Origin of the sequence: Bacillus sp. S71 (assembly GCF_016625265.1) — a bacterium.
In the GTDB taxonomy this organism is placed as follows: Bacteria; Bacillota; Bacilli; order Bacillales; family Bacillaceae_G; genus Bacillus_A; species Bacillus_A cereus.
This window is the reverse complement of sequence record NZ_JACVUW010000001.1, coordinates 189309-215376: the sequence shown is the minus strand read 5'-3', so window position 1 is coordinate 215376 and position 26068 is coordinate 189309. Positions and strand designations below refer to the sequence as shown.

Sequence of the window (26068 nt, the reverse complement as noted above, 5' to 3'; positions counted from 1 at the left end):
CTCCTTGTTGTTATTCATTTCACTATGATATGATATCGAATGTAATAAATAAAATGAATCTTTTTTATAAGGAGTATAAGTGATTAGTTATGACCATTACACAACTGCAAGTATTAATAAAAACTATTGAGTTAGGTAGTTTTACGAAGGCTGCCAGGGTGTTAAATATGACGCAGCCAGCTGTAAGTCATGCCATTTCAAGTATTGAGTCAGAGTTAGGAGTTACGATTCTTATACGTGATAAACGACAAGGATTACTCATTACGGATGTAGGAAACAGAATTCTTGTACATATTAGAGAGATTTTGAACGGTGTAGAGAAGATTGAACAAGAAGTTGCGATGGAGAAAGGACACGAAGTGGGGACGATTCGAATTGGGAGTTTTCCGAGTGCTTCTGCACATTTCTTACCGAAAATGATAAACCATTTTAAGGAGAAGTATCCGAGCTTAGAGGTCGTTCTTTGCGAAGGAACAATTAAAGAAGTTGAAGATTGGTTAATATCGAGGGTTGTTGATATAGGAATTGTTATTTTGCCTAATAAAGAGATGGAGATTGTCCCGTTAACGAAGGGAAAAATGGTTGCTATCTTAAGAGAGGATCATCCTCTTTGTAAGAAGGACTCTATTACAATTCGTGATTTGGAGAATGAACCGATCATATTATGTAAGGGCGGATACGAACCACCCATCATTGATATGTTTAAACAAGCCAACGTACCACTTCGGGCTGAGTATGTAATTTCTACCGTTACTACCGCTTTAAATATGATTCAAGAAGGGCTAGGTATTGCAATATTAGCTGAATTATCTTTAACGAATTTACCACAGAATGTGCAAACGAGAGAGTTGGAACCGCAAGTATGGAGAGAAATTGCTTTAGCTGTTCCTTCATTAAAGGATTCTTCAATCGCTGTACAGCTATTTATTGAAGAATTTCAATCGCTATTTGCAGAATAAAAAGGGGTGTCTCATATATCATAATGGGGCACTTTTTAATTTGCTTATAAAAAATCTATGAAAAGGATTGACTTATTTTTTAGTTGTAACTATAATGATTACATCGAGGTGGTGATTACGATGAAAATTAGTAGCCGCTTTTCCATAGCTGTTCATATTTTATCTATTTTGAAAAACAATCCATCTTCACTTTGTACTTCAGACTATATGGCTGAAAGTGTAAATACGAATCCGGTAGTCATTCGTAAAATGATGTCGTACTTGAAACAAGCTGGCTTTGTTTACGTAAATCGTGGACCGGGTGGCGCGGGATTACTAAAGGATTTACATGAAATCACATTGTTAGATGTGTATCATGCAGTGAACGTAGTCGAAGAAGACAAGCTATTTCATATTCACGAGCAACCGAATCCAGATTGTCCAATTGGGGCGAACATTCAAGCGGTGTTAGAAATTATTTTAATTCAAGCACAATCTGCGATGGAAGAAGTTTTGAGAAATATTACGATGGGGCAGTTGTTTGAAACTTTGCAAGAAAAAATGAATGTTTAAATAATATTTATATTTTTTTATCATTAATGTAACTGATTTGATTACAACTATAAAGGTAAGGTGTAAAAGTTATGACTGTAAAAATGAAAGTATACTCAGATTTTATATGTCCGTTTTGTTTTTTAGCAAAAGGTCCATTAGATGAGGTAGCGAAAGAGAAAGATGTAGAGATTGAATGGATGCCATTTGAATTACGTCCAAGTCCATATTCAAAAATAGATCCATGGAATGAGCCAGAAAAATTAGGTTCATGGGATGCTTTCATTCTTCCGACAGCGAAGAAGTTAGGAATTGATATGCGCTTGCCACGTGTTTCACCACATCCATATACACATTTAGCTTTCGAAGGATGTCAATTTGCGAAAGAACATGGACTAGGTAATGAGTATCATCACCGCGTATTCACAGCATTTTTCCAAGAAGAGCAAAACATTGAAGATATTGATGTGTTAACAAAATTAGCGGTAGAAGTAGGACTTCCTGAGGCGGAATTTAAAGCTGCTTTAGTAACTCGTAAATATAAAGAAAAGCATCAAGAAGCAATTCAGCACGCATATGATGAAGCGAATATTATGGCTGTTCCAACTGTCATGATTGGAGATGAAGTCATTCAAGGGCTTGCTAGTAAAGAAACACTAGAAAGGGTCATTGATAAAGAAATTGAAAAGGATAAAACAAATTCATTTGAAGGTATGCAATGTAATACCGATGGATATTGCTAATTCGCTTGTTATGAAATAACAAAATAAATTATAAAACAAACATTTGGAGGAATTAAAATGTCAGCAACTACAACAAACTTAAAAGAAGCAATCGTGAACCGCCGTTCGATTCGTAAAGTAACAAAAAACGATGCAATTACGAAAGAAAGAATTGAAGAAGTGTTAAAAACAGCTTTACACGCACCAACATCTTTCAATATGCAAAGTGGTCGTATGGTTGTATTAATGGATGGAGAGCATGAAAAGTTTTGGGATATTGTGAAAGAAACACTAAGAGCCCGCGTACCAGCAGAAAATTTTGAGGCGACTGTAGAAAGACTAAAAGGCTTCCATGCAGGTGTAGGAACAGTTCTATTCTTTGAAGATCAAGCAACTGTAGAAAAAATGCAAGAAAATGCCCCATTATACAAAGATCAGTTCCCATTCTGGTCTCATCAAGGAAATGCGATGTTACAACATACTGTGTGGATGCTATTATCTGCTGAAGGAATTGGGGCGTCATTACAACATTACAACCCAATCGTAGATGCTGAAGTGAAAGAAACTTGGAACATTCCGGCAGAGTGGAGCTTAGTAGGTCAAATGCCATTTGGTGAACCAAACGAACAACCAGCAGAAAGAACGTTCTTGCCTACTGAAGATGTAGTGAAATTTTATTAAGAAATACAATATGTAACGAGAAGGAAGCTGTGTTTAAAAACAGCTTCCTTTTTTGTAGTGGTGTTAATTTATGCGCATTTAGGGAAGAAATATAAGAAATAATACGGTGAGAAGGGAATTAGAAAAATGAATGATGAGAAAAAATATACAGTGGTAGGTACTGATGTTGAGGAAGTAAAGCGTTTAAATAAAAATTCAGGATTAACGTATAATCAAGTGAAAGAAATGTTAGCAAAGCAAATGCAAAAAAAGAAGTAATTAGATTGAAATCTTTCATTTTTTTATTTAGCATTTTGATTGGAGAGAGTTAAGTAAAAGGTAACTCTCTTTTTTGTATAGCTAAGCATCTTATAGAGTGGAGGAAGCAACATGAAGAAATGGGTAAAGGTAACGCTGTCTATCACTGGAGGCATTGTCTTATTAGCGTGTGCCGGCGGATATCACGTATATAAAAACTATTTTTCAAAGAACCTGAGTGTATCTTATACTCTAAAAATAGAGTGTTAACGATTATCTTTCGCAGCAAAAAACGTACCGGTAAAATCGTTAGAAGAGATTATGGCGTTTAACGAATTTCCCGAAAGAATTCTCCTTCCTGGGGCGTGTGAAGGGCATAGCCCAACGATATGTGGGAGATGAATTTCGGTTTTGCGCAGCCAAAAGGCTTTGCCTTTTATTTTCACCCCCCCGATATAATCAGTCTTATAGAGGGGAAGGTTGGTATATCAATGAAGTTAGATAGCAATAATCATTCAGTGTTCTTGTTGTATTATCACCTTGTATTGGTCGTGAAATACAGAAGAAATGTATTTGATGATGATATGTCAGACTATGCAAAAGACATGTTTGTCCGATTATCTGAAAACTATAACATCACATTAGTTGAATGGAATCATGATGTAGACCATGTGCATATCTTATTCAAGGCACATCCGAATACAGAAATGACAAAGTTCATTAATGCTTATAAAAGTGCAAGTTCTTGACTCATCAAGAGAGACTTTCCCCATGTGAGAAAGAAACTTTGGAAAGAAATATTTTGGTCAAGAAGCTTTTGCTTGATTACTACGGGTGCTCCACCGATAGATGTAGTAAAGAAATATATTGAAAATCAAGGGAAAAGTGAGGTGTAGGAAATGTTAAAATCATACAAATATCGTATCTATCCAAATAAAGAACAACAAATGTTTTTCTCAAAAACATTTGGATGTGTTCGATTTGTATACAACAAGATGCTTGCAGATAGAATCAAATCTTATCAAGAATCACAGGATACACTTGATAGATCTGTTACATATCCTACGCCTGCACAATATAAGGCTGAATTTCCATTCCTAAAGGAAGTTGATAGTCTTGCGTTAGCGAATGCTCAAATGAATTTGAATAAAGCATACGCTAACTTTTTCCGGGATAAATCTATTGGATTCCCGAAATTCAAAAGTAAGAAAGATAACCACCGTAGTTATACAACAAATAACCAAAAAGGCACGATTTACATTGAGAGTGGTTATATCAAGCTGCCCAAACTAAAGACCTTGGTAAAGATTAAACAGCACAGACAATTCTTTGGATTAATTAAGTCTACTACAGTGTCTCAAACACCTACTGGTAAATACTTTGTATCGATTTTAGTAGAAGAAAATGAGCAATTGTTTCCTAAAGTTGATGCAAAAGTTGGTATTGATGTTGGGCTAAAAGACTTTGCAATATTGTCTAATGGCAAGAAATATGAGAACCCTAAATGGTTGAGAAAAGCCGAAAGAAGATTAGCTCTTCTGCAGCGCTCTTTGTCGCGTAAAAAGAAAGGTTCAAACAATAGAAACAAGGCCAGGTTACAAGTTGCAAGACTTCATGAGAAGATTGCGAATCAACGCAATGATTTTCTTCACAAGATAAGCAATGAAATCACAAACGAAAACCAAGTAATTGTGATTGAGGACTTGAAAGTGAAGAACATGCAAAAGAATTACAAATTAGCAAAAGCAATCAGTGAAGTATCTTGGGCTACATTCAGAGAGCTCCTTGACTATAAAGCAATATGGAAAGGTCGCGATTTGATAGTCGCACCTAAGAATTATGCGAGTAGTCAATTGTGTTCTTGCTGTGGTTATAAAAATAAGGAAGTCAAGAATCTAAGCCTTAGAGAGTGGACTTGCCCTGAATGCAATAGCCATCATGATAGAGATGTAAACGCAAGTATAAACTTACTAAAATTAGCCACGTAATTGGTATTTTCTTTAGGGGTAGGTACTACCCTTATAGCTTGGTAAATATAGATAGCTAATAAAAGTATCTACTTCCCAAGAAGCTCCCACTTCAAACAGCCCGTAAGGACGTTAAGTGGTGAGTAGTTCACTAAAAAGGATAGTAAAAGACGAATAAAATACGGACAAACATTAATTGAGGGGTCTGAAAAATCTGCTATAACGAAAGAAGAGTTCGAAAACGTAGTACAAACGAGTCAAGCAAATGCAAAAAAAGAGCTAGATAGGTATTTAGTAGAAAAAGGTTTGGATGCTCTAGTTATGATTAATAACGATGAAGTTCTTCTATCAGCTGTAGCTGGTTATCCGGAATTAGCGGTTCCTGCTGGATATGATAAAAATGGAGAACCAATCGGTGTAGTGTTTGTAGGGAAACAGTTTGGTGAAAGAGAGCTTTTCAATATGGGATATGCGTATGAACAGCAGTCTAAAAATAGAAAATCACCTAGTTTATAAAAAGATTATACGAAAAATAACTGGAGTCCACCGAAATATGTTGGTGGATTCCAATTAAACGAATCTAACAATATGAGAAGAAAAAAAGGATTCTTCTTAATTAGTAAGAAAGATTGTCTATAGGAGTTCATAAAATGTAATATATTCAATTTCCATCCATTGAAGGGGGAGGTTAATTCTTAATGAATGAAGTAAAGAGTTTTTTTCGAAGTAGAGGGTTTCAACGGTTTCTCGTTTTAATAATAGTAGCGCTTGTATTATATGCATTAAAAAGTATGATCAATTTAATATTAATTACGTTTATACTGACGTTTTTAATGGATCGATTTCAACGTTTTATTTCAAGGAAATTGAAAGTAAACCGGAAAATTGTTATTGCATGTTTGTATATAATACTAGTTTCCTTTATAGGCACAACGTTATATAAATATTTACCTGTGCTGACGATACAAATTTCACAATTAATTTATCAATTTAAACTATTTTTTCAAAATCCACCTGATAATGAAATCGTTAAATATGTACTTTCGACAATTAATGGGATGGAAGTATCAAAATATATAGAACAAGGTGTAGATGTCATATATCAATCAATAGCAAATATAGGGAAGGTAAGTTTACAAATATTATTATCTCTAATTTTAAGCTTATTTTTCTTATTAGAAAAAGAGCGTATTATTACATTCACATCTAAGTTTAAAGATAGTAAGTTAAAAATCTTTTATGAGGAAATTGCATATTTTGGTGAAAGATTTGCAAGATCGTTCGGAAAAGTAATTGAAGCTCAGTTTTTAATTGCCGTTGTAAATTGTATTCTTACTGTCATTGCATTAATTGTTTTAGGATTTCCACAGCTACTTGTATTAGCTGTTATGGTTTTCTTACTAGGGTTGATTCCTGTTGCTGGTGTGATTATTTCTTTGTTTCCACTTTGTATCATTGCTTACAACGTAGGCGGAGTTATGTACGTAGTATACATACTCGTGTTCATAACAGTAATCCATGCTCTTGAAAGTTATTTTTTAAATCCGAAGTTTATGTCTGCAAAAACAAATTTACCAATCTTTTATACATTTATGATTCTCATCTTCTCAGAGCATTTCCTCGGAATATGGGGGCTTATTATCGGGATACCAATCTTTATCTTTTTATTAGATGTACTTGATATAAATAATGAGGATGCGACTAAAAAATAAGAAATGATAGAAAATCATTAAAAGGTCATAGGGGATAATTAAGATAAAAAAGCAATCCAAAATAAATTGGATTGCTTTTTATCTTAATTAAAGAACCGGAGCCATTGTTTCTTTTAATACTTGAACAGAGTGATCGAATTTTAATTCTTCTTCTTCACTTAATTCAACCTCTAAAATTTCACGAACACCGCCGCGATTTAAAACAGCAGGCACCCCGATATAAACATCTTTTTGACCATATTGACCTTCTAAGTAAGCTGATACAGTTAATACACTATTTTCGTCGTTTAAAATTGCTTTTGTAACACGTAGAAGTGACATACCGATACCATAATAAGTTGCGCCTTTACGCTCAATAATATGGTAAGCTGCATCACGGACGTTTATGAAAATTTTGTCTAAATCTTCTTGATTATACGTGTTGTCTTTTTCAAGCAGTGTTTGTAGTTTTTGGATACCAACGGAAACATGACTCCAAACAGGAAGTTCAGTATCGCCGTGTTCTCCGATAATATAAGCGTGAATGTTGTGTGGACCAATATCGAAGTACTCACCTAACATATAGCGGAAACGAGCAGAATCAAGCGTTGTACCAGAACCGATTACACGTTCTTTCGGTAAACCAGATTCTTTCCAAGTTACGTAAGTTAAAATATCTACAGGGTTTGTTGCGATTAAGAAGATGCCATCAAATCCGCTATCCATAATACTGCGAACGATTTGTTTAAAGATTTTAGCGTTTTTCTCAACTAAATCTAAACGTGTTTCGCCTGGCTTTTGTGGTAATCCAGCTGTAATAACTACAAGGTCAGCATCTTTACAATCTTCGTAGCTGCCTTTCCATACTCTAGTTGGAGCTGGTGCGAATGGAACAGCATGACTTAAATCCATTGCTTCCCCTTCAGCTTTTGCCTCATTTACATCGACTAAAACAAATTCTTCAGCTACGGCTTGGTTAATCATGCAGTAAGCATAACTACATCCAACTGCTCCTGTTCCTACTAATACAACACGGTTAATACCTTTTTTCATTTCAAAATTCCTCGCAATTTCATTGATTTTATTATGTAAGATAATACGTCTTACTTCTATAGAGTCATATCTAGTTTATTACATTTTATAAAAGATATTCAAGTATTTGAAAATGTATCCGTGCAAATCCGCGAACAAAACATAGGAATTCAGTGAACCGAATATAATTCAGTAAAATCCTTTGTAAAAGGGGAAATGGCATGGGGAACCCATTAGCAATGGAAGAAATGCTTCATATTATTCATGCAGGGCTTGTTAAAAAGAATAACCCAAAACGGATTACGATTGCAGGTGCAGGGATTTCTGGATTAGTTGCAGGTTCTTTATTAAAAGAGGCTGGGCACGAAGTAACGATTATAGAAGCAAATAACAGAATAGGTGGCAGGGTGTATACGATTCGGGAACCATTTAGTGTGGGTTTATATTTTAATGCGGGACCGATGAGAATCCCTGACACCCATAAGTTAACCTTAGCGTATATTCATAAATTTAAACTACCTTTAAACCTTTTTATAAATAAAACTTTTGCAGATATCATTTATACGAATAACATTCAAACGAGATTGAATGTGTTTGAAAATGATCCAAGTGTACTTGAATATCCGGTTTTGGATAAAGAAAAAGGAAAAACGGCAGAAGAGCTAATGATTGAGGTATTAGAACCAATACTAAATTATATTAAGAAGGATCCTGATAAAAACTGGCTTATTGTTGAAAAAAAGTATAAAACGTATTCGCTTGGTTCATTATTAATGGAGTATTATTCAGATGGTGCAATAGATATGATTGGGGTACTTCTTGATATGGAAGCTTATATGGGAATGTCCTTAATTGAAGTATTACGTGAAATGATTTTCTTTACTTCAACAACGAAATATTATGAAATAACTGGTGGAATGGATAAGTTATCGAATGCATTCTTACCACAATTAAGAGAACATATTTTAATGCCGTATAAGGTTGATAAAATCATACAAGAAGATAATAAAGTAATGTTACAAGGAAATCATGAACAAACGTTAGAGCAATTTACAATAACAAGTGATTTTGCTATTATTACAATTCCATTTTCAGCGTTAAGATTTGTAGAAGTTCAGCCATACTATTTATTCTCTTATTTTAAAAAAAGAGCAATTCGTGAATTAAATTATATTGCTGCAACTAAAATTGCAATAGAGTTTAAAAGTAGATTTTGGGAGAAAGCGGGACAGTGTGGCGGTAAATCTATTACTGATTTACCGATACGGTTTACATACTATCCGAGTTATGGCATTCATACTCCAGGACCAGCTATCGTAATAGCAAGTTATACGTGGGCAGATGAGGCGTTAACATGGGATAGTCTCCCGCAAAGAGATCGTATTCGTTACGCATTAAAAAATTTAGCGGAAATATACGGTGACATCGTCTATAGTGAGTTTGTCACTGGAACATCTTTTAGCTGGAGTAAAAATCCGTATTCTTGCGGTGCATTTACAGCTTTCGAACCAGGCCAAGAGCTCGAGTTATTTCCGTATATTACACCACCATCTGGAAAAGTACATTTTGCAGGAGAGCATACGACATTAACACATGGATGGATGCAAGGGGCAATTGAGTCTGGAGTTAGAGTTGCATATGAAGTAAATGAACAGTGAATCTCTTATATTTACAAATGGTCATTCTTTTAATAAAATGATAAATATAAATCGTAATTATTACGCTTTGAATACATTTGAAGTAAAGAAATGGATGGTCGGTTGAATGAATAAAGTGGAGATTCATATATTAGGTGGTTTTTTAGGTAGTGGAAAATCAACATTATTACAAAATTTATTGTTAGCAGAGAAAAAGAAGAATAGAAAAGTTGCAGTATTAATGAATGAAATTGGTGAATACTCGGTAGATACAGATATTATTGGAAAAGAGAATGTTTTAAGAGAACTTCTTAAAGGATGTATTTGTTGTACGTTAAAAGAAGAGCTTGAAATACAATTACATTCGTTATACCAACAAGAAAGACCAGATGTAATTTATATAGAAACGACAGGTGTTGCGCATCCAATTGAAGTGTTAGACGCGTGTGTCTCGCCAATTTTAGCTCCTTTTCTGGAAGTAAAATCAATTGTAGTCGTTTTAGATGCAGTAAGGTGGTTAAACCGAAGTATATTAAGTGCAAATGTACAACAGCTATTGCATGAGCAACTGAAATTTGGTAGTCACATTCTTGTTAATAAAGCAGATTTACTAACAGATGAAGATAAGAACACAGTATTTGAAGAAGTAAAGGCAATAAATGATCATGCGAAAATGTATGAGACAAAGTATTGCAATATATCTTTAAAAGATATAGAGGAAGCAGAATTTCCAAATGATGAGGAACATGAGACACTACATGTCAAACAGCATTTACATATACAAACGATGACGTATCAATTTACGAAACCGATTGAACAAGACAAATTATATGAATGGCTTTCGAATTTACCAGATAGTATTTATCGAGTGAAAGGTTTTGTGAAATTCCATGGAGATAAATACCCTCACCTATTCCAATATTCGTTCGGAGTACCAACTTTATTAGAACAAGACTTCGGTTTCCCGACAAACTTAGTAGTAATAGGAGAAGGACTAGATAAGAAACAATTGGCTGAAGGGTTAGAGAAAGTAGAACTTAACTCTAATTAAGGGGAAAAGACTAACTTAAAAATAAGTTAGTCTTTTTGTATGGTCATTACTGAAATGAAACAGTATTTTCAATTGGATTGCAGAATATATATTGATTGTATGTCCGTTTCCATTACATAGGAAGGTGATTATATATTTGTGCCGAATGTAGAGGGTACTACAAGAGTTTTCCATTATCTATCGAATTAGTTAGTCATGATTACGGACAGGGGATTTTGGCGTGTTTGATTCTATCAGAAAGTAAAGTATGGGGAGGATCACAATGTCGATGAAAAAACGTAAGTGGCTAAAGACAATGTTTACTGGTTGTGTTTTAGGTTCGTTATTAATAACGGCAGCTTGTTCAGGAAAGAAAACAAGTACAGAGGATGAAAAAACGATTAAGGTAGGAGTCCTTGCTTCTTTAACAGGACCGCTAGAATCGTATGGAAAACAAACAGTGAACGGATTTGAATTAGGGTTAGATTATGCAACTGGTGGAACTGGGAAAGTAGATGGGAAAAAGATTAAGTTTGTTGTAGAAGATACAGAAACGAAAGCGGATGTAGCAGTTAAAAAAGCTACGAAGTTATTAGAAGAAGAGAAAGTTGATTTTTTAGTTGGATCGTCTAGTTCAAGTGATACGTTAGCGGTTTTACCACTGGCCGGGGAATATGAAAAGATTATGGTTGTAGAACCGGCAGTTGCGGATAGTATTACCGGAAAGAACTGGAATAAATATATTTTTAGAACTGGAAGAAGTTCCTCACAAGATGCGATTGCAGGAGCAGCAGCAATTGCGAAAAAGGATGTAAAGATTGCGACATTTGCCCCAGATAACGCTTTTGGTCGTGAAGGGATTGCTGCATTTAAAGCGGGTGCGAAAAAATTAGGTGCGAACATTGTGAATGAGCAATACGCGGATACAAATTCAACAGATTTTACAGCGAATATTCAAAATATCATTAGTTCAAAACCAGATTATTTATTTATCGTTTGGGCAGGGGCAAATTCACCTTGGAAACAGTTGAAAGATATGAATGTGGAAGCGCAAGGTATTAAAATTTCTACAGGTGCGCCAGATATACCAGCATTAAAAACAATGGATGCATTAGTAGGTATGCAAGGTTTTTCTGTATATTATCACACACTTCCAAAAAATAAAGTGAATGATTGGCTAGTTGAAGAGCATAAAAAACGTTTTAATGGTGCAGTGCCAGATTTGTTTACAGCGGGAGGAATGTCAGCAGCAATTTCTATTGTAGAAGCCTTAAAGAAAACAAAAGGTGATACAGATGTAGATACCTTGATTAAGAAAATGGAAGGAATGGAATTTGATACACCGAAAGGAAAGATGAAGTTTAGAGAGAAGGACCACCAAGCGATGCAGACACTGTATTCTATCACATTGAAAAAGCAAGACGGTGTTGATTATCCGGTGCCAGTGTTAGAGCGAGAATTAACGATGAAAGAAACAGAACCACCAGTTCAAAATAAATAGACTGAATTTTCTGTTGTTTTTGTATAAAGAGGGGGACCCTCTTTATACATATTTCTTTCATACTCACGGCTTTAAAGGGAGGGATTTCGTGACACATTTGCTAGAGACGAAAAATCTTAGCGTATCTTTTGGTGAACATCATGTTATTAAAGATGTAAATTTAACTGTCCAAAAAGGAAAGCTCATTTCTATTATCGGGCCAAATGGTGCGGGGAAGACAACATTATTTAATTTACTAAGTGGACAGATTTCACCCACAACAGGTGAAGTGTATTTTAAAGGGCAAGATATTACAAAACTATCGATTTCAGATCGAACACGCTTAGGAATCGGTCGCTCTTTTCAGCTTACAAACATATTCCCAGAATTAACGGTACTTGAAAATGTCCGTTTAAGTGTTCAATCATTCGTACAAGATTACTATAGTTTTTTCCCGAGTTCAGCAAAATTAAAGCAACAAGTTGGAGAGGCGAGACGTTTCTTAAAAACAGTATTACTTCACGAGAAAGAGAACGTATTAGCGAAAGATTTGGCACATGGAGAGAAAAGAAAGCTAGAACTTGCGATGTTATTAGCTTTAAAAACGGATGTGTTATTACTTGATGAGCCGACGGCAGGTATTTCGGTTGAAGAGGTCCCTGCTATATTACAAGTGATTGAAAATATTAAGAAACATCCAGAGAGCACAATTGTACTTATCGAACACAAAATGGATATGATACTAGGTTTGTCAGATCATCTTATCGTTTTATTTCATGGAGAGTTATTGGCTGAAGGATTGCCAGAAGAAATTATGAAAGATGAGCGTGTACAAAGTGCTTATTTAGGGGGATTATATAGTGGCACTATTACAAGTGAATAATATAGAAACGTATTTAGATCAGTTTCATATTTTGCAAGGAGTATCTCTTGCTGTTGAGAAAGGGACGATTACTGTACTGTTTGGTAGAAATGGGGCAGGGAAAACAACGACATTACGTTCAGTGATGGGGTTTCACCGCATTGCAGATGGTGAAATTTATTATGATAGTGCAAAAGTAAGTGGATTACCTACACATTTAATTTCAAGGAAAGGAATAGGGTATGTACCAGAAAATCAAGGTATTTTTCATGATTTGACAGTAGAAGAAACATTCGCTCTTGCTAGGGGGAAAGGTGAAGAAGTAGAAGGGAAAATAGAGTGGATGCTGGAACTATTTCCGGATTTAAAGCAGTTTTGGAATAAGAAAAGTGGGCTCTTGAGCGGAGGGCAAAAGCAAATGTTGGTTATTTCAAGAGCGTTTATTAATAGTGATGGATTATTACTTATTGATGAACCGAGCAAAGGACTATCCCCGATAATGGTGGAGAAATTAATGGTAGCTATTTTGAAGATGAAAGAGAAAACAACAGTTTTACTTGTTGAGCAAAATTTTATGATGGCTAGTCAAATTGGCGATTATTTTTACATTATGGATAACGGACGAATTGTTCATAACGGTTTTATGAATGAATTAAAAAAGGATAAGGAAATGTGTCATAAATATTTAGGAATCTCTTAACATGAATCCGAGGTGAAAAGGATGGATGTGTTAATCAATTTATTTGTAAATGGGATTTCAACAGGGATGCTCATTTTTTTGTTAGCATCAGGTCTTTCACTTATTTTCGGTCTAATGAGCGTTTTAAACTTTGCACACGGTGGTTTATTTGCATGGGGAGCATTTACAGGTGTTTGGTTATTTAATATGACAGGAAGTTATATATTAGCTTTAGTTGGAGCAGTAGCTATGGGAATGTTCCTAGGATTTATTTTAGAAAGGTTTCTTATTAGACCAGTATATGGAAATCATGTTCGACAGCTGCTCGTTACGCTTGGGGGAATGCTCGTTCTTAGTGAGTGTATTAAAATATTTTGGGGGCCAAACCCTATTAGTGCAAAATTACCGTTATGGTTACAAGGAAGTTTTACATCCGGAGGTATTATATTAATTAAATATCGTCTATTTGTTATTTTGATTGGGATAATTATTTACATTGCACTACTACTATTACTCAAAAAGACGAAGATAGGTCTTATGATTCGTGCAGGTGTAATGGATAAAGAAATGGTTCAAGCGCTTGGTATTAATGTAAAAGCGATATTTTCTTTCGTCTTTTTATTAGGAGCAGGGATGGCAGCTTTGGGAGGATTCTTATTAGCACCGTATTCGGGCGTTATTTTCGCCGAGATGGGCATGCAGTATGCAATTTTAGCATTTATAGTAGTAATTATCGGTGGATTAGGAAGCGTACAAGGTTCAGCTATTGCTTCTTTAATTGTCGGATTAGCTGGTGCTTTTACAGCGTATTTTATACCAGATTTATCACTTGCAATTAATATGTTAATGTTACTATTTTTCTTAATAGTGAAGCCAACTGGACTTGTTGGTGAAAAGGGGTGAAATGGTGAACAACACATCGGACCGAATTAAAGTATACTTCGGAGTATGTATGCTCATTTGTTTAAGTGTATTTCCGTTCGTAAATGATTCACGGAGCCTGTTAATTTTGTTCACTCAAATCTTCATCTTTGCTATTTTTGCAATGAGTTTTGATGTATTGCTTGGGTATACAGGAATTGTATCGTTCGGTCATTGTATGTTCTTTGGGATAGGAGCATATGGGGTAGCGCTTTTATTTGATCGACAAGGCGTATCAATAACGAACTTTTTAATTGGAATAGTAGCTGCAATTATCGTTTCAGCAATCGTTAGTTATATAATTGGTTTGCTTTCTTTACGATTGAAAAGTCATTTTTATGCAATGTTAACACTTGCTATTTCACAGTTGTTTTTCGTACTTGCTGAAAAATGGCGTGGGCTTACTCACGGAGGAGATGGTTTTACATTTGGGGTACCAGAAATATTCCGTGATCGTTTTACTTTTTATTATGTATCACTTGTATGTTTATGCTTCATTTTTATTCTATTACGTCTTTTTACAAAGTCTTCTATTGGGAAAGTATTAAAGGCAATTTCACAAAATGAACAACGTGTTGAAGCACTTGGATATAAAGTCCTCCATTATAAAATAATCGCAAGTGTAGTCGCAGGAATAGTAGCTGCAATTAGCGGTGGTTTATTTGTTATTACATTGCGCTTTGTCAATACGACTGTATTTTCAATTGAAATGACACTAAATGCACTCTTAATGACAATGATTGGAGGAGTGGGAACATTAATTGGAGCTATTGCTGGGTCTGGGATTATTGAATCACTAAAATATTATTTATCAGAACTAGCGACGGAATATCCGATTTTTGAAAGATGGACGATTATTCTAGGTTTATTGTATATTATCGTGCTACTCGTTTTTCCGAAAGGATTGGTTGGGACGGTTAAGAAATTGAAGAGTTTTAAAAGGAATAAAAAGGAGAAAAGTACAGAAGTGGAGCAAAACGTGTGAAAAATCAATTGTATACAAAATAAAAATCCCTCTTTTATATTCGTTAAAGAGGGATTTTTATTTTGAAAAAAGTTTGTAATCAAAGTCATTTTATTAATCAAATAGTTCATCAGGGATATGCTTTATAAAGGTTTGATTCGTAAAAAAATGAACAGCTAAATTCTCAAGGGGAACATCTTCAATTATTACTAATGTATCATTTTTAATCGGTAAAAAAGCTATTCCTTTTCCATCAGCAATAAACTCTTCCATAAGCGAATAAGAATCCAACTGTTGAAGTTGTCGCTGAGATAGATTGTTTTCTTTTAGAAATTGTATTGTCTTATTCCTAAAAGGGCACTTTTTGTCATTGCTAACGAAGAAAATTTCTTTTGAATAATCAATGGTACATTTTTCTTTCGCTTTTAATAAGCCTACAGAAATTGAGGTTGTGAACACTTTTTTAAACGATGCGTCAGGATAATCCTCATAAGTTATGACCATATCAACTTTTTGTTGCTGTAGTAATTTTTGCAAATGACTACTACTTTCTACATATATTTGATAATTTCTGAAATTTGCTTTAATACGCTTACTTAAATAATTTGTCAAAATAGATTGTGACGTCGCTATTATATAAGAAGAACCACTCGTTTTAATTTCATCTTTTACTTCTTCTAATAGAGTTAATATTTTATTCGTGTAATCTAATAAAATGTCACCAGCAGGTAACAAGGAAACACCTTTGTTATCTCTATGTAGTAAAGGCGTTTCTAATTCTTGTTCTAATTTTTTGATTCGCTCAGTTACGTTCGGTTGAACATATCCTAACTCTTTAGCAGCTTTACTAATAGAACCCTCACTGGCCACAGTTTTGAATATAATAAGATCATTTATTTCCATGTATCTCAGCCCCTTATGCACTATCATTATAAATGATACCAAACATAATTTATACCTATTTTACGTTAGACGCTTATCGAGTTATCATAATGTATATAAGATTGAAAGCGAGTGATAAACATGATTGGAATGCAATATAAGGTCATTCTTCCAAAGGATTATGACATGGAAATTATTAAGAAAAGGGTAAAGGATAATGGCTATAAAACTGATGGTTTCCAAGAACTAAATTTTAAAGCTTATTTAATTACGGAAACGGAGAAAGATGGGAATTTTTATAACTGCTATGCACCTTTATATATTTGGAATGGTCATGAAGGGATGAATAAATTTATCTTTGAAGGGTATTACGATAACATTTTACAATCTTTTGGATGGCAACAAATACATATAGGTGTTCCATTAGTGGTTAATCTAAGTGATGGATTTAAGAAAAGTAGATATGTTGTTGAATATGCAGGAAGTATTTCTCAAAGTAAAACACTGATTGGGACTCAATTAAGCACTATGAATGAAGATGTACAAAACAACGAAAAGTGTTTAGGGAATGTAATCGTTTATAATCCGGATAAATGGGGATATAGTAGGTTTGAGTTTTATGAAGAGAAGCCTGATATTGTAGTGACTAAGGGTGTTACAGTATATGAGATTTTACACATTTCACGATGAAATTTTGTTGCATATAAAAAAATAAGAAAAGGAATGAAAGTCTATGCCTTTTGTGAAGATTTATTATTCTGAAAACATATTAAATGAAGAAGAGTTGGAAAAAATGGGTGAATGTATCCATCTTTCATTAATTGAACATTTTAACATCCCTGAAAATGATTATTTTCAAATGTTCTTACCTTACCAACAAAACAAATTTTTATATAATCCATATTATTTGTTGGAAAGAGGAGAAAAGAGAACAGAGAATATGATTTATGTTTCTATTACATGTGGACCGGGAAGAACGGTGCAACAGAAAAAAGATTTGTATCAATCTGTATCCTTAAAAATCCCGCAATATTCCGACGTTAAAGTTTCGGATATTTTTATTACACTAAATGAGACAGCTGCTGAAAACTGGTCATTTGGTCAAGGAATAGCACAAATGGTGAAAATAAAGGGAGAAAAAAATGAAGAATGAACTTATTGAAGTACAGATTAAAAAGAAAATGAGAGAAATGGCACCTGCATTTGCTCATTATAGTGAAAAGATATTATTTGAGGAAGTGTGGCGGGATGCCACTTTAACATTAAGAGAAAGAAGTTTGTGTACTGTGTCAGCACTAATCAGTCTCGGTAATACAGAACAATTACAATTTCATCTGAAGCTAGCTAAACAAAATGGGGTTATGGAGAATGAATTGGTTGCATTAATAACACATATGGCTTTTTACGTTGGTTGGCCAAAAGCTATGGCAGCTTTAAATATAGTAATGAATGAAATGAAAAGTTAAGAATAATGATAAGTAAGAATTCATGTTTATATGAATTCTTACTTATCATTATTTATGCAATACTCTATCGCTATATTTATTACATTTTATCTTGCTTTTTTATCACTTGCGTAGTAAAGTGATAGTAAGATGAACGCTAGGAAGTGATGAAACATGCGTGATAATACGATAGGATCATTAATATGGTTACGTTTAATACGATTTACGAACCAAAGTAATCAAATGTCAAATGAGTTTTTAAAACGTTTTGATTTAACGACAGCTCAATTTGATGTGCTTTTGCAAATACGTACGTATCAACCACTCACACAAATGGAGTTAGCTGAAAAGGTAACTGTTACACAAGGTGGCATTTCTCGAATGTTAACTCGTCTTGAAAAAGAAGGATATATTGTACGAAAACAAGATTGGAAAACGAAAACAATTAGTCTTACAGAGCAAGGAGAAGCTGCTTTAGAGAGAGCATTGCCAGAGCAACTTGCATTTCAATCTTCGTTTTTTGATGATGTATTAAATGAAGAAGAGCAGAAAATATTATACGAGCTGATGACGAAAGTTCATAAGCATAGCGAAAAAAAAGAATTACCGCAAGAGTAATTTTTTTTACCTTATCAATTGACTAATCAAGTGATGAGGTAGGTAATACGGAGATATACTTGACTTACCAACGTTTTTAGAAGAAAAACTAATACTACATTATTAAAGGGGAGAGTAACTATGGAAAAATACCGTATAGATACAAGAAAAGGAATTGAGTTTGGGTTATATTCAATTGGCGATCATGTTTTAAATCCACATAATGGGGAGAAAATTACGCCAGAAAAAAGAATTCACGAACTAATTGAAACAGCTAAGTTAGCAGATGAGGCAGGGCTTGATGTGTTTGCTGTAGGCGAAAGTCATCAAACGCATTTTACAACGCAAGCTCATACAGTTATTTTAGGTGCGGTCGCGCAAGCTACGAAAAATATAAAAATTGCAAGTTCCGCAACGATATTAAGTACATCTGACCCAGTTCGAGTATATGAGGATTTCGCTACCATTGACTTGATTTCTAATGGTCGTGCTGAAATCGTAGCTGGTCGTGGATCTCGTATTGGAGGATATAGTTTACTTGGTTATGATGTGAATGATTATGAAGAGTTATTTGAAGAGAAGATGGATCTTTTATTAAAAATTAATAAAGAGGAACATGTAACATGGAATGGGCAGTTCAGAGCACCACTTGAGCATGCTTCAGTTATCCCTAGAGCTAAAAATAATAACCTGCCAATTTGGCGTGCGGTTGGTGGACCGCCAGCTAGTGCAATTAAAGCAGGACGTGCAGGTGTGCCAATGATGATAACAACACTTGGTGGCCCAGCAATTAACTTTAAAGTGTCAGTAGATGCTTACCGCGAGGCTGCTCAGCAAAGTGGATTTGATCCAGCTAGTTTACCAGTTGCGACAACGAGTTTATTTTATACGGCAAAAAATTCACAAGATGCACTTAGTGAATATTACCCTCACATTAATGCTGGTATGCTTACACTGCGCGGTGGTGGGTATCCGAAACAGCAATTTACAAATGCAATAGATTACCGCGATGCTTTAATGATTGGTAGCCCACAACAAATCATTGAGAAAATGCTTTACCAATATGAATTGTTTGGCCAACAACGCTTTATGGCACAAATTGATTTTGGCGGTGTACCATTTGATAAAATTGAGAAAAATATTGAATTAATTGCTACTGAAATATTACCAGCCGTTAGAAAACATACAGCAAAATAAATAAAAAAACTGGGAGTCTAATTGACTCTCAGTTTTTTATTTGTTATGGAAAAAATGACAAAAAAATGAACTTTTAGTCGAGGGAGAGGGAAGTTATTTTCTATTTTTGAATAACATTATTTCGAGTTTGAATTTTGAAAATACATTTTTCTCTTGACAAAAAATAAGCATTTATCGAGGGTAGTTTCGAGGACATTTTTTCGGTTGAAAGTCAAGTGTATGAAGAAAAAACGATTGTTTTATAGATATAAAAGTAAGCCGTATATTGAAAAAACACATTTTGCTAATGAAAAAAATCTGATTCAAAAAAATGACAAAAGACATATTTCAGACAAAATGATGTCAATAATACGTCAAAAATAACCTGAATTTACTATGCAGGTATATTATACAATTCGATTAACGAATAAAACACTACAGAAATAGTGAAAAGGTAAAAAATAGCATTACAATAGTTTGAAAAACTGAAACTTCATATTTTTCGACAATACATACAAAATGTTTTTGTCTTTTCGTATTTCTTAATAATTGAGTTTGATAAGATTGCTCAATTAACTTTTATTATAAAAACTATGAAGGAAGTGATTTTAGTATGGAAACGCTCGAATTGGCACGAATACAGTTCGCATCAACAACGATTTTCCATTACTTTTTTGTTCCGCTGTCAATTGGTTTAGCTTTTATTATTGCGATCATGCAAACGTTGTATGTGGTAAAAGGGCAAGAAGTATATAAGAAGATGGCAAAGTTTTGGACGCAATTATTCCTTATTAACTTTGCAGTAGGTGTAGTAACAGGTATTTTACAAGAATTTCAGTTTGGTATGAACTGGTCAACGTATTCACGTTTTGTAGGTGATGTATTTGGTCCCTCGCTTGCAATTGAAGGATTACTGGCATTTTTCATTGAGTCTACATTCCTAGGTTTATGGGTATTCGGTGAGGATAAATTACCGAAGCGAATTCACTTAATGTGTATTTGGCTCCTTTCAATTGGAACGATGTTATCAGCATTCTGGATTTTAACTGCAAGTGCATTTATGCAGTCACCTGTCGGGTATGAAATGGCAGCTGATGGTCGTGCACAAATGAATGATTTCTTAGCCATTATTCAAAACCCACAACTATGGGTACAATTCCCGCATACAATTACAGCAGCAATTGCAACAGGTGCATTCTTTATTGCGGGTGTAAGTGCATGGAAAATTACAAAAGGACAAGAAACTGTAGTATTTAAAAAATCTTTCCGCATTTCTATCATTGTTGGAACAATTACAACGGCGCTTGTATTATTCTTCGGTCATGCACAAGCGCAACAATTAATTAAGACACATCCAATGAAGATGGCGGCAGCTGAAGCGCTATGGAATACAAGTGAGGATCCAGCGCCATTTACAGTATTTTCGAAAATTGATACAGAGAAGAAAGAAAATTCGTTTGAAATTCAAATCCCTTATATGCTAAGTCTATTATCGTATGATAAGTTTAGCGGTCAAGTTGAAGGGATGAATCAAATTCAAAAACAATATGAAGAAAAATATGGACCTGGAGATTATATTCCTCCAGTGCATACAATGTTTTGGAGTTTTAGAGCGATGGTAATGAGTGGAACATTCATGCTTCTTCTAGGAGCTTACGGATGGTTCTTATCAAGAAAAGATCGTTTAGCTGAAAAAACGTGGTATTTAAAATTAATGGTGTATGCAATTTCTCTTCCATTCATCGGTAATACAGTAGGGTGGATTATGACTGAAATGGGTCGTCAACCTTGGGTTGTATTTGGTGTAATGAAAACAGAAGATGCTGTATCACCAAATGTAACATTCGGTGAAGTATTATTCTCACTTATTTCATTCACATCAATGTATTTAATTATGGGTGGAATTTGTGTGTACTTATTTGTTCGTACCATTAAGGGCCACAAGAATAAGAAAACGAAAAAGGATTATCAAAGCCATGATCCATTTGATAAGGAGGAAGAGTATGTTATCTCTTAATGAGTTATGGTTTTTAGTTATTGCAATCTTATTTGTTGGATTCTTTGTACTGGAAGGTTTCGACTTTGGGGTAGGAATGGTTTCGAGGTTTTTAGGAAAGAATGATTTTGAAAAACGAGTTTACTTAAATACAATAGGACCGTTCTGGCACGCGAATGAAGTATGGCTTGTTTGTGCTGGTGGAGCCATGTTTGCGGCATTTCCGCACTGGTATGCAACTTTATTTAGTGGTTTTTATATTCCGTTTGTATTTATGCTTCTTGCTTTAATTTTAAGAGGTGTTTCCTTTAAATTTCGTGCGAAAATAGATAATCATAAATGGAAGAGTGCGTGGGATTGGGGGATGTTTATTGGAAGTATGTTACCTCCTATCCTTTGGGGAGTTGCGATTGCAAACTTTATGGTAGGTGTACCTATTGATGAGAGTAAAAATGTTGTAGGTGGATTCCTGCAATTACTTCATCCATTTGCGTTACTTGGGGGAGTAATGTTTCTCCTACTATGTATTGTTCACGGATTACAATTTCTTACGATACGTACAACTGGTAAATTGAGAGAACGTGCACGAATTGCTGCAATAAAAATTGCACCATTTTCATTAATTACACTTCTTGTTTTTGCTGGTGTGGGGTTATGGAAAACCGACATTTTCACTGCTCATGGAACAGAATGGATTATGGTACCAATCGGAGCTTTTGTAGCACTATTAGTGTCCACGTTATTAAATAAAAGAAGAAGAGATGGTTGGGCTTTCTTTATGACGAGTTTAACAATCATTTTACTAAGTGCGAGTGTATTTATCGGTATGTTCCCACGTGTTATGATTAGCTCTTTAGGAGCAATGAATGATTTGACAATTTACAACGCAGCATCAGGAGCTTATGCATTAAAACTTATGACTTACTTTGCGATTGCTATTTTGCCTTTCGTTATCGGAAGTCAAATATGGAGTTATTATGTATTTAGACAACCTGTTAAGTCAGACAACGATTTGGAGTACTAATGAAAAGAAAAAGAGGACTTCCGTCTTATCCCGGTAGCCGTATTTTATATGTAGCGTTAACTATTATTAGTATTTTAGAAGCTTTTAGTATTATTGCGCAAACAATCTTTTTAGCACGAGCTATTACGTTTTTATTTCATGGAGAGACAGTACAAACAATATTAAGTGAAATTGTTTATTTTGGTATCGCGTTTGCAGCGCGTAACATAGTAGTTCGAACATCACAAATATTAGTGGAACGTTTTGCCGAAAAAACAGGGTCGTTACTAAGAAAACAATTGATAGAGGCATATTTCACATTAGGTCCAAGGTATGTTCAAACTGTTGGAACGGGTCATCTGGTTACCTTATCAATTGAGGGGATTGAGAAATTTAAAACATATATTGAATTAACGATTCCTAAAATGATTAGAAGTAGTATCGTTCCAGGTCTAATTGTACTATATGTTTTTACGCTAGATATTGAGTCTGGAATCATTTTAGTTGTAACGATTCCTATCGTGATTATATTTATGATTCTTCTCGGATTAGCAGCGCAAAAAATGGCAGATAGTCAGTATGAGATATATCGTGTACTTTCGAACCATTTTGTAGATACGTTAAAAGGTTTAGAAACATTAAAGTATTTAGGGAAAAGTGAACAGCACGAAGGAAAGATTGAAAAAGTAAGTAAAAGATATAGAAAAGCAACGATGCGTACTTTGCGAGTTGCTTTTCTTTCTTCTTTTGCATTAGATTTCTTTACGAGTTTATCAATCGCGTTTGTGGCAGTTGGATTAGGGATACGTTTAATAGATGGAACGATTATACTATTACCAGCCCTTACAATTTTGATTTTAGCTCCGGAATATTTTCTGCCGATTAAACAAGTGGGAGCAAATTATCATGCGACATTAGATGGACAAATTGCGATGGAGCAAATAGAAGAGATTTTGCAACAACAAAAAGGAATACAAAAGAAAGATTTAAATGAAGATATAGTATGGAATGCCTCTAGTAGCTTGAAATTACAAGATATCAAAGTTAATAATGCTGAATCTGAAAAGGCTATATTAGAAGGGATTAATTTTACTTGGGAAGGTAACGGTGCTATTGGTGTTATTGGTGAAAGTGGTGCAGGGAAATCGACGTTAATCGACGTATTAGCAGGTTTTTTATCTCCTTCGAGTGGAAAGATGTTAGTAAATGGTGTAGAAGTTGATGGATCTACTCGTGAAGATTGGCAAAAAAATATTGCTTATATTCCGCAGCAACCCTATATATTTCCGCTTTCATTAAAGGATAATATTCGTTTTTATGAAACAAATGCAACAGATGAAGAAGTTGAAAGAGTTATTAATGAAGTCGGCCTTCGTTCACTCGTTACATCACTTCCAAATGGGATACACGAAAGAATTGGAGAAGGTGGACGTATGCTAAGTGGCGGACAAGAACAGCGTGTTGCTATGGCGCGTGCGCTTTTAAGTAAAAAACCAATCATTTTATTAGATGAGCCTACGGCACATCTTGATATTGAAACCGAATTTGAAATAAAGCAAGCGATGTTACGTCTATTTAATGGAAAGTTAGTATTTTTAGCAACTCACCGTCTACATTGGATGAAACAAATGGACCATATCCTTATTTTAAATAAAGGGGAAATGAAAGAAAGTGGGACGTATGAAGAACTTTTAGAGAATGAGACATTACATTTTCATAGGGAAGAGAGGGGAGAGAAATGAGTAACTGGGTTAAACCTTATATAAAACAAAATAAAGGTAGAATGACTTTAACTATTTTCCTTGGTCTTCTTGGAGTTAGTTCAGGAGCGATGTTACTTTTTATTTCAGGTTATTTAATCTCAAAATCTGCCCTTAGACCAGAAAATGTAATGGCTGTATATGTTCCTATTGTTGCAACAAGAGCGTTTAGTATAGGGCAAGCTGTGTTTCATTATATAGAGCGCTTAGTCGGACATGATGTCGTACTACGTATATTAGAAAAAATGAGAACGAAGCTATATAGAATAGTAGAACCACAGGCGTTATTTTTCCGTTCTCGATTTCAAACGGGTGATATGTTAGGAGTGTTATCCGAAGATATAGAGCATTTGCAAAACCTATATTTACGTACAATATTTCCTAGTATATTAGCGCTAGTTGTTTATAGTATCTTCGTACTTGTTATCGGTGCATTTGACCTTGTGTTTGCACTTATTGTAGGTTGTATGTTAGCTATTATCGTGTTTCTTCTTCCATTTGTATCATTACTTTTGATGAAGAAACATCATGTTACTTTAAAGCAAGGCAGAAGCCGTTTGTATCAACAACTGACAGATGCTGTTTTTGGATTATCTGATTGGCAAGCAAGTGGTCGTAAAGATGAATTTATTAATGAGTATGTAAAACAAAATGATCAGTTGTTAAAAATCGAAAAGAGAGTGAAACGCTGGTATCATATTCGGGACAGTATCATTCAATTAGTAGTAGGTATTGTAGTTATTTCGATGATCATATGGACTGGGAATGGAGCGGCAAGTGAACAAATTGCTCCTACAGTTATCGCAGCTTTCGTATTAATGACTTTATCTGTAACGAACGCGCTTATTCCTATTGCAGATGCCATCGATCGAATCCCGTCGTATGTAGAATCTACCCATCGTCTTAATGGCGTAGAAAGTCATAGTGTTTTACATGATGAAATGGATTTGCATGGAGAGAAAGATTATATTGAACCAAAACATGTAGATATTGAACTGAATCACGTATCGTATAGTTATCCAGATAGTAATGAAATTGTATTAAAAGATGTATCATTACAAATAAAAGCAGGGAAGAAAATTGCTATTTTAGGGAGAAGTGGGACAGGAAAATCTACTTTACTAAAATTGTTAACAGGGGCGTTAAGCCCAGTAAATGGCCAAGTTGTATTGAATGGTGAACGAGCTCATACGAATCTTTTATCTAAATATATTTCTGTATTAAATCAAAAGCCGCATTTGTTTGATACGACAATTGGAAATAATGTACGAATTGGCAAACCGGAGGCGACGGATGAAGAGATATGGAAAGCTTTAGAGAAAGCACAACTAGCTTCACATGTTACTTCTCTTCCAGACGGATTACAAACAAAAATGCATGAAATGGGAAAGCGGTTTTCTGGTGGGGAAAGACAAAGGGTTGCTTTTGCTAGAACTCTTATGCAAGAAACACCCATCATTGTACTTGATGAACCGACTATCGGTTTAGATCCGAAAACAGAATTATCTTTAATTGAAACAATGTTTTCTGCAACGGAAGAAAAGACGGTTATTTGGATTACGCACCATCTTGTAGGAATAGAACATGTAGACGAAGTTATATTCCTTGATCGTGGCCAAATTGTCATGCAAGGTAGTCATAAACAACTTCTGAAAGAAAATGAAAAGTATCGTAAACTTTATGAGTTAGATAAAGGAATATAATTTGAATAAGCAATAATTGTAAAAATAGCTACGCCTAATGGTGAAGCTATTTTTTTGTTAGATTGCAGGTGTATATGATTGTTACGAATTAAAAATGAATTTCATATTATACA

25 protein-coding genes and 2 pseudogenes are annotated in these 26068 nt (G+C 34.6%); 25 read left to right on the top strand and 2 right to left on the bottom strand.

Annotation, left to right across the window (positions count from 1 at the left end; all coding sequences use genetic code 11):
- Positions 1 to 89: 89 nt before the first annotated feature.
- The 9 genes and pseudogenes from IBT51_RS01135 (at position 90) to IBT51_RS01100 (ending at position 6809) form a co-directional block, all read left to right on the top strand.
- Positions 90 to 959 carry a LysR family transcriptional regulator gene (locus tag IBT51_RS01135; RefSeq protein ID WP_200457919.1) on the top strand — a complete coding sequence of 290 codons (870 nt, stop codon included), beginning with the start codon at positions 90 to 92 and terminating at the stop codon, positions 957 to 959.
- A gap of 120 nt (positions 960 to 1079) precedes the next feature.
- Positions 1080 to 1511: an Rrf2 family transcriptional regulator gene (locus tag IBT51_RS01130; protein WP_042515328.1), complete on the top strand. Its 432-nt coding sequence runs from the start codon at positions 1080 to 1082 to the stop codon at positions 1509 to 1511.
- A 71-nt stretch (positions 1512 to 1582) separates the two neighbouring features.
- Positions 1583 to 2233: a DsbA family oxidoreductase gene (locus tag IBT51_RS01125; protein ID WP_000216664.1), complete on the top strand. Its 651-nt coding sequence runs from the start codon at positions 1583 to 1585 to the stop codon at positions 2231 to 2233.
- Between the two features lie 57 nt (positions 2234 to 2290).
- On the top strand, positions 2291 to 2893 hold the full coding sequence (locus tag IBT51_RS01120) for a nitroreductase family protein (protein ID WP_001277021.1): 603 nt from the start codon (positions 2291 to 2293) through the stop codon (positions 2891 to 2893).
- Positions 2894 to 3019: 126 nt separating this feature from the next.
- Complete coding sequence (locus tag IBT51_RS27185) at positions 3020 to 3151, top strand: hypothetical protein (protein ID WP_000997344.1); 132 nt, start codon at positions 3020 to 3022, stop codon at positions 3149 to 3151.
- Positions 3152 to 3621: 470 nt separating this feature from the next.
- Positions 3622 to 4026 (top strand): annotated as a pseudogene (tnpA, locus tag IBT51_RS01115) (IS200/IS605 family transposase).
- Between the two features lie 3 nt (positions 4027 to 4029).
- The gene (gene tnpB / locus IBT51_RS01110; protein ID WP_078400343.1) at positions 4030 to 5118 is read left to right on the top strand and encodes an IS200/IS605 family element RNA-guided endonuclease TnpB; all 1089 of its coding nucleotides are present in this window, start codon (positions 4030 to 4032) and stop codon (positions 5116 to 5118) included.
- 126 nt (positions 5119 to 5244) lie between these two features.
- Positions 5245 to 5613: pseudogene (locus IBT51_RS01105) on the top strand (amidase family protein); the annotation flags it as partial.
- 182 nt (positions 5614 to 5795) lie between these two features.
- Positions 5796 to 6809, top strand: a complete 1014-nt coding sequence (locus tag IBT51_RS01100) for an AI-2E family transporter (RefSeq protein WP_001006602.1) — start codon at positions 5796 to 5798, stop codon at positions 6807 to 6809.
- Between the two features lie 87 nt (positions 6810 to 6896).
- Here IBT51_RS01100 and IBT51_RS01095 read toward each other — a convergent pair whose 3' ends face one another.
- Positions 6897 to 7841 (bottom strand): L-lactate dehydrogenase, encoded by a 945-nt coding sequence (locus tag IBT51_RS01095; protein ID WP_000715322.1) that lies wholly within the window; start codon positions 7839 to 7841, stop codon positions 6897 to 6899.
- 200 nt (positions 7842 to 8041) lie between these two features.
- Between IBT51_RS01095 and IBT51_RS01090 the strand changes: the two genes are divergently transcribed.
- The 7 genes from IBT51_RS01090 to IBT51_RS01060 all read left to right on the top strand — a co-directional run bounded on the left by IBT51_RS01090 (position 8042) and on the right by IBT51_RS01060 (position 15414).
- Positions 8042 to 9478, top strand: coding sequence for a flavin monoamine oxidase family protein (locus tag IBT51_RS01090; protein ID WP_075719609.1), 1437 nt, complete (start codon positions 8042 to 8044; stop codon positions 9476 to 9478).
- 106 nt (positions 9479 to 9584) lie between these two features.
- Positions 9585 to 10508, top strand: coding sequence for a CobW family GTP-binding protein (locus tag IBT51_RS01085; protein WP_001044943.1), 924 nt, complete (start codon positions 9585 to 9587; stop codon positions 10506 to 10508).
- 262 nt (positions 10509 to 10770) lie between these two features.
- Entirely contained in the window at positions 10771 to 11988 is a 1218-nt protein-coding gene (locus IBT51_RS01080) for a substrate-binding domain-containing protein (protein ID WP_000062000.1), read from the top strand.
- Positions 11989 to 12076: 88 nt separating this feature from the next.
- Positions 12077 to 12850, top strand: coding sequence for an ABC transporter ATP-binding protein (locus IBT51_RS01075; protein WP_000149328.1), 774 nt, complete (start codon positions 12077 to 12079; stop codon positions 12848 to 12850).
- Complete coding sequence (locus IBT51_RS01070; RefSeq protein ID WP_200457918.1) at positions 12828 to 13529, top strand: ATP-binding cassette domain-containing protein; 702 nt, start codon at positions 12828 to 12830, stop codon at positions 13527 to 13529. The genes IBT51_RS01075 and IBT51_RS01070 overlap by 23 nt, the downstream gene beginning before the upstream one ends.
- Before the next feature lie 21 nt (positions 13530 to 13550).
- A complete protein-coding gene (locus tag IBT51_RS01065) occupies positions 13551 to 14411 on the top strand; it encodes a branched-chain amino acid ABC transporter permease (RefSeq protein WP_000382788.1) in 861 nt (286 codons plus the stop codon).
- 49 nt (positions 14412 to 14460) lie between these two features.
- Positions 14461 to 15414 carry a branched-chain amino acid ABC transporter permease gene (locus IBT51_RS01060; RefSeq protein WP_002083259.1) on the top strand — a complete coding sequence of 318 codons (954 nt, stop codon included), beginning with the start codon at positions 14461 to 14463 and terminating at the stop codon, positions 15412 to 15414.
- Between the two features lie 93 nt (positions 15415 to 15507).
- On the opposite strand, the gene IBT51_RS01055 is transcribed toward IBT51_RS01060, so the two are convergent.
- Complete coding sequence (locus IBT51_RS01055) at positions 15508 to 16296, bottom strand: LysR family transcriptional regulator (protein ID WP_088025301.1); 789 nt, start codon at positions 16294 to 16296, stop codon at positions 15508 to 15510.
- Positions 16297 to 16416: 120 nt separating this feature from the next.
- Here IBT51_RS01055 and IBT51_RS01050 point away from each other — a divergent pair, with 120 nt between their 5' ends.
- From IBT51_RS01050 to cydC, 9 genes are all read left to right on the top strand, one after another.
- On the top strand, positions 16417 to 16965 hold the full coding sequence (locus IBT51_RS01050; RefSeq protein ID WP_053564740.1) for a DUF4865 family protein: 549 nt from the start codon (positions 16417 to 16419) through the stop codon (positions 16963 to 16965).
- Positions 16966 to 17008: 43 nt separating this feature from the next.
- Positions 17009 to 17428: a tautomerase family protein gene (locus IBT51_RS01045; RefSeq protein WP_078400347.1), complete on the top strand. Its 420-nt coding sequence runs from the start codon at positions 17009 to 17011 to the stop codon at positions 17426 to 17428.
- Positions 17418 to 17741, top strand: coding sequence for a carboxymuconolactone decarboxylase family protein (locus tag IBT51_RS01040; RefSeq protein ID WP_075719618.1), 324 nt, complete (start codon positions 17418 to 17420; stop codon positions 17739 to 17741). Before IBT51_RS01045 ends, IBT51_RS01040 begins: the two co-directional genes overlap by 11 nt.
- A 153-nt stretch (positions 17742 to 17894) precedes the next feature.
- Positions 17895 to 18338, top strand: coding sequence for a MarR family winged helix-turn-helix transcriptional regulator (locus tag IBT51_RS01035; protein ID WP_001205523.1), 444 nt, complete (start codon positions 17895 to 17897; stop codon positions 18336 to 18338).
- A gap of 120 nt (positions 18339 to 18458) precedes the next feature.
- On the top strand, positions 18459 to 19514 hold the full coding sequence (locus tag IBT51_RS01030) for an LLM class flavin-dependent oxidoreductase (protein WP_000417549.1): 1056 nt from the start codon (positions 18459 to 18461) through the stop codon (positions 19512 to 19514).
- A 592-nt stretch (positions 19515 to 20106) separates the two neighbouring features.
- Positions 20107 to 21510: a cytochrome ubiquinol oxidase subunit I gene (cydA, locus tag IBT51_RS01025; RefSeq protein ID WP_000448869.1), complete on the top strand. Its 1404-nt coding sequence runs from the start codon at positions 20107 to 20109 to the stop codon at positions 21508 to 21510.
- Complete coding sequence (gene cydB / locus IBT51_RS01020) at positions 21497 to 22513, top strand: cytochrome d ubiquinol oxidase subunit II (protein WP_000950083.1); 1017 nt, start codon at positions 21497 to 21499, stop codon at positions 22511 to 22513. The genes cydA and cydB overlap by 14 nt, the downstream gene beginning before the upstream one ends.
- Entirely contained in the window at positions 22513 to 24234 is a 1722-nt protein-coding gene (gene cydD, locus IBT51_RS01015; RefSeq protein ID WP_053564736.1) for a thiol reductant ABC exporter subunit CydD, read from the top strand. Before cydB ends, cydD begins: the two co-directional genes overlap by 1 nt.
- Complete coding sequence (gene cydC, locus IBT51_RS01010; protein ID WP_095691057.1) at positions 24231 to 25955, top strand: thiol reductant ABC exporter subunit CydC; 1725 nt, start codon at positions 24231 to 24233, stop codon at positions 25953 to 25955. The genes cydD and cydC overlap by 4 nt, the downstream gene beginning before the upstream one ends.
- Positions 25956 to 26068 lie beyond the last annotated feature (113 nt).